This is a genomic window from Skermanella sp. (genome assembly GCF_059503625.1).
The window spans coordinates 1-4,576 of sequence record NZ_JCACHA010000009.1 but is presented as its reverse complement, the minus strand read 5'-3'; the positions used below and the strand labels follow the sequence as shown (position 1 = coordinate 4,576).

Below are 4,576 nucleotides of genomic sequence, written 5' to 3'. Positions count from 1 at the left end.
GCCGCCGGCGAACTGAGCAGGCTTGCGACGATCCTCGACCAACTCGTCAAGGGCTACAAGCTGGCAGCCTGACGGCCCCTTCTCTCCCCCATGCGGCGCTGCTCTGGCTTGCCGCCGCATGTCCGGCTATGGTCTTGGCCTCCGGCGCTGGAGAGCGGCGATCCGGACAATTTGCCACAGGCAACAACAAGGGAGAAAGAACATGACGGGCACCATTGCGGCGCGTCTTGCTGAACTCGGTATCGACCTGCCGAAGCTGCCGGCACCGGCCGGCGCCTACGTCCCTTATACGATCTCCGGCAAGATGCTGTTCATCTCCGGGCAGATCCCGATGCGCGACGGCGCGCTGTCCCATACCGGCAAGGTCGGTTCCGACCTGTCGGTCGAGGACGGTTATGCCTGCGCCCGCGTCTGTGCCCTGAACATCCTGGCCCAGGCGGCCGCGGCGTGCGGCGGCGATCTCGACAAGATAGCGCGCTGCCTGAAGCTGGGCGGCTTCGTCAACTGCGGTCCGGACTTCAACGACCATCCCAAGGTGATCAACGGTGCGTCGGAACTGATGCTCCAGGTCTTCGGCGACAACGGCAAGCATGCCCGCTTCGCGGTCGGCGCCCCTTCCCTGCCGCTCGGTTCGGCTGTAGAGGTCGAGGCGATTTTCGAACTCTTGTAATCGTCTTGCGCCGCACCGCAAAAGCTCTAATTCTGTAGGCATGCCAGACGGAAAAGATACTGTTACGGTCAAGGTGATGCCGGGCATCGGTGCGATTGACGCCGCCGCTTGGGATGCCTGTGCCGGCGAGGAAAACCCATTCCTCAGTCATGCCTTCCTTAAGGCGCTTGAAGACAGCGGGTCCTGCCGCGCCGCGACCGGGTGGCAGCCGCAGCATCTTGCGCTGGAAGCGCCTGACGGCAGCATTATCGGAACGGTTCCGCTCTATCTGAAAAGCCATTCCTCCGGCGAATACGTGTTCGATCACGCATGGGCCAATGCGTACGAACGGGCGGGCGGCAGCTACTATCCGAAACTTCAGGCAGCGGTGCCGTTCACTCCGGTTACCGGCCCGCGCCTGCTGCTGCATCCGGACGCGCCGGAGGGGGCGGCTCAGGCATTGATAGCCGCCCTCGAGCAACTGGCGCTGCGGCATCAGGTTTCCTCGGTCCACGTCACCTTTCCGACCGAAGCGGACTGGAATACCTTGGGCGAAGCAGGCTGGCTCCAGCGGATCGGCCAGCAGTATCATTGGGAGAACCGAGGCTACGGCAGCTTCGACGACTTCCTTGGCGATCTGAATTCCCGCAAGCGAAAGAGCATCCGCAAGGAACGGCGCGAAGTCGCCGAAACCGGAGTCAAGATCCACACGCTGACCGGCGGCGACCTTCGCCAGGAGCATTGGGACGTCTTCTATAAGTTCTATATGGACACCAGCGACCGGAAATGGGGCAGTGCTTACCTGAACCGCAAGTTCTTCCGTCTGCTGGGTGAAACCATGGCAGATCGGGTCGTGCTGATCCTGGTTGAGGACGATGGAGAGTGGGTCGCGGGCGCCCTGAATCTTCTCGGTGCCGATACCTTGTACGGCCGAAACTGGGGATGCAACGCTACCTACAAGCACCTGCATTTTGAAGCGTGCTACTACCGCGCCATCGATTTCGCGATCGAGCGCGGTTTGAGCCGGGTCGAAGCCGGCGCCCAGGGTCAGCATAAGATCCAGCGTGGCTACCTGCCGACTCCGACCTACAGCGCCCACTGGATTCGCGACCCCGGCTTCCGGTCGGCGATCGAGGACTACCTGAAGCGCGAACGGATTGCCGTTGTCCAGGATATCGACGCCTTGATGGACGACAGTCCGTTCCGTCAGGAGAACGGGTAACGGTCAGCCGCGCCACCGGGAGAGAATCGATGCGGCATCGCCATGGACCAGGGGCAGTCGCTCACGTGGCAGCGCTCCATCGACTCGCAGGCCCAGGAAAGTCTCCACCATCGGCTCGGGGCCGCCGGTGACCTTCACCTGCCCGCGAGCAGCAATATGAGGGTGATCAGGCACATCGGCGAGTTCCGCGACGGTTTCCAGACAGCAGTCCACCCCCGCGAACAGCGCCTCCCAATGGCTCAGCGTTTCTCCCGCGAAGGTTTCGGCGACTTCGGCTATCAATCCGTTCTGCGGGATCGGATCCGAATGCCGGCCGATCAGCTCGGGCTTGCCGCCGGTCGTGCAGAAAGTCGCCCAAAACTTTTCCTCGATGGATCCGAGACTGACAAAGCGGCCGTCGGCTGTCCGGTAGACCCTGTTATATGCGGCTCCTCCCGTCAGCATGTCCTCCCCAGGACGGGGAGGATGGCCCCGGCGGGCCATCGTCAGCGGCCAGGATTGCCAGCCGAGCACGGTTTCCATAAGGCTGATGTCGAGATAGGCTCCCTTTCCCGTCCGTGAACGGCGGAACAGGGCAGCCGAAACCCCCGCGACTGCCTGTATGGCGGCGGAATGATCCGCCACCGGTGGATAGCTCATGACCGGAGTTCCGCCGGCGCCGGACGCCGCCAAACCGCCCCCCAGCGCCATATAGTTCAGATCGTGGCCGGCGCGTAGGCGGTAAGGACCGCCCTGCCCCCAGCCCGACAGAGCCACATGGATCAATCCGGGATTTATCGCTTCCAGCCGGGAATGGGAAAATCCGAGCTTGTCCAGCGTGCCTGGGCGAAAACTCTCGACCAGGACATCGGCGTGCTCGACCATCACCTCGAACGTAGCCCGGTCTTCCTCACCCTTCAGATCGAGCAGGACGACCGTCTTTCCGGCATTCACCAGCTTGTAGGCTGGAGCCAGACCGTCGCTGTCGACCCCGCCAAGGCGCCGCATCGGGTCACCCGCCGGCGGTTCGACCTTGACGACATCGGCGCCGAGATCGGCCAGCATCTGGCCGGCATAGGGTCCCGGCAGATATTGGCTGAGGTCGAGTACCCGAATTCCCTCCAGCAGCAGATCCACCATTGTCAGCCGGTCCCGAACTTCAGCAGACCGGGCGCCTTGTCGATGATTTCCTCCAGGATGGCCTCAGCCGTATCGAGGTCGGCTGCGAGACCCGTGCTCAACCTGTTCAGATAATCTGGCCGCCGCAGTTTCTCGCGCGCCTCGTAGAGGCTGTGCAGCTCCGCGATGAAGATTTCGCGTGCTCCCAGCGGCAGGATCGTATTGGCCGAGAGCACGAAGAAGAACCGCATGCTGGCCTTGATCAACAGGCCGAGCATAAGGATGTCCATCCGCTCGAACTCGCTCCTCAGATCGTCCGCCTTGCCGTCGGCAATATGCTTTAGACGTCCCTCGATCAGAATGCATAAGGCCTTGAACTCGCCGACCTTGTCGCGGAAGTGACGGTAAGCGATGAAGCTGTTGTTCGCAGCCTCCTTCTGGGCATCGACGGCGAGCTTAGCCGCTTCCCGGGCCTGCCGCTCAAGTGCATGAAGCAGGCCTTCGACTTCGCTGCGCTTATAAGTGCGTTGAACCACAGGAGACATCCGGAGAGTAGCTGTGGGCTAATCTATTAGCATGCGATGCGAGTGGCGTCACGCGATCACGACATGCATTTGTGCCCTGCGGCAAAAACGAAAGCGGGGCTCCGAAGAGCCCCGCCGCCGCAATCCTATCCGGATCGTCAGTCCAGGATCGTCAGTCCAACCTCAATCCACCATCTCGGGGACTTTTTCCTCTTCATGGTCCGTCGGCGGCGGATCAGGATAGATGAAGGTCAGCTTGTCGTCGGCAACCGCGACCTTGACGTTGCCGCCCTTCGCCAGCTTGCCGAACAGCAGTTCCTCGGCCAGCGGCTTCTTGATGCTCTCCTGGATCACCCGGGCCAGCGGCCGGGCGCCGTAAAGCGGATCGTAGCCCTTCTTGCCAAGCCATTCCCGAGCTTCGTCGGTCAGTTCGATCGACACGCCCCGGTCGGTAAGCTGGGCTTCCAACTGGATGACGAACTTGTCGACGACCTGGCCGATAACCTCGGGCGACAAGGCCGAGAACGGGATGATGCTGTCCAGACGGTTGCGGAACTCCGGCGTGAACATCCGGTTGATCGCCTCCGTATCCTCTCCGACTCGCGCGGCCCGCTCGAACCCGATCGCGGGCTTCGCCATATCGGACGCACCGGCATTGGTCGTCATGATCAGGATCACATTTCGGAAATCGACGGTCTTTCCGTTGTGGTCCGTCAGCTTGCCGTGGTCCATCACCTGCAACAGGATGTTGAACAGATCAGGATGTGCCTTCTCGATCTCGTCGAGCAGCAGCACGGCATGCGGGTGCTGATCGATGGCATCGGTCAGAAGCCCGCCCTGATCGAAGCCGACATAGCCCGGAGGAGCACCGATCAGGCGCGACACCGTATGACGCTCCATATACTCCGACATGTCGAAGCGGATCAGTTCGATCCCCAGCGTCAAGCTGAGCTGGCGCGCCGCCTCCGTCTTGCCGACGCCCGTCGGACCGCTGAACAGGTAGTTGCCGATCGGCTTCTCCGGATCGCGAAGGCCGGCGCGGGCCAGCTTGATCGCCGAAGAGAGCGCTTCGATCGCCTTGTC

The 4,576-nt window shown here is 62.2% G+C and carries 5 protein-coding genes; 2 read left to right on the top strand and 3 right to left on the bottom strand.

Features of this window, described 5'->3' with window-relative positions; translation table 11 throughout:
- The first annotated feature begins 202 nt into the window (after positions 1-202).
- Both AC5JJ6_RS00230 and AC5JJ6_RS00225 read left to right on the top strand, forming a co-directional pair.
- A complete protein-coding gene (locus tag AC5JJ6_RS00230; protein WP_496040110.1) occupies positions 203-670 on the top strand; it encodes a RidA family protein in 468 nt (155 codons plus the stop codon).
- Positions 671-710: 40 nt separating this feature from the next.
- On the top strand, positions 711-1,871 hold the full coding sequence (locus AC5JJ6_RS00225; RefSeq protein ID WP_496040109.1) for a GNAT family N-acetyltransferase: 1,161 nt from the start codon (positions 711-713) through the stop codon (positions 1,869-1,871).
- A 3-nt stretch (positions 1,872-1,874) separates the two neighbouring features.
- Here AC5JJ6_RS00225 and AC5JJ6_RS00220 read toward each other — a convergent pair whose 3' ends face one another.
- From AC5JJ6_RS00220 to AC5JJ6_RS00210, 3 genes are all read right to left on the bottom strand, one after another.
- Positions 1,875-2,990 (bottom strand): CaiB/BaiF CoA transferase family protein, encoded by a 1,116-nt coding sequence (locus AC5JJ6_RS00220; RefSeq protein ID WP_496040108.1) that lies wholly within the window; start codon positions 2,988-2,990, stop codon positions 1,875-1,877.
- A gap of 2 nt (positions 2,991-2,992) precedes the next feature.
- Complete coding sequence (locus AC5JJ6_RS00215; RefSeq protein WP_496040107.1) at positions 2,993-3,505, bottom strand: hypothetical protein; 513 nt, start codon at positions 3,503-3,505, stop codon at positions 2,993-2,995.
- 171 nt (positions 3,506-3,676) lie between these two features.
- Positions 3,677-4,576 (bottom strand): AAA family ATPase (locus tag AC5JJ6_RS00210; RefSeq protein ID WP_496040106.1); only part of this gene is annotated, 900 nt, incomplete at its 5' end.

What these genes read in the sequence shown, in the direction of transcription:
- AC5JJ6_RS00225 (WP_496040109.1), top strand. Translation starts at nt 711, where the DNA reads ATGCCAGACGGAAAAGATACTGTTACGGTCAAGGTGATGCCGGGCATC.
- AC5JJ6_RS00220 (WP_496040108.1), bottom strand. Translation starts at nt 2,990, where the DNA reads ATGGTGGATCTGCTGCTGGAGGGAATTCGGGTACTCGACCTCAGCCAA.
- AC5JJ6_RS00230 (WP_496040110.1), top strand. Translation starts at nt 203, where the DNA reads ATGACGGGCACCATTGCGGCGCGTCTTGCTGAACTCGGTATCGACCTG.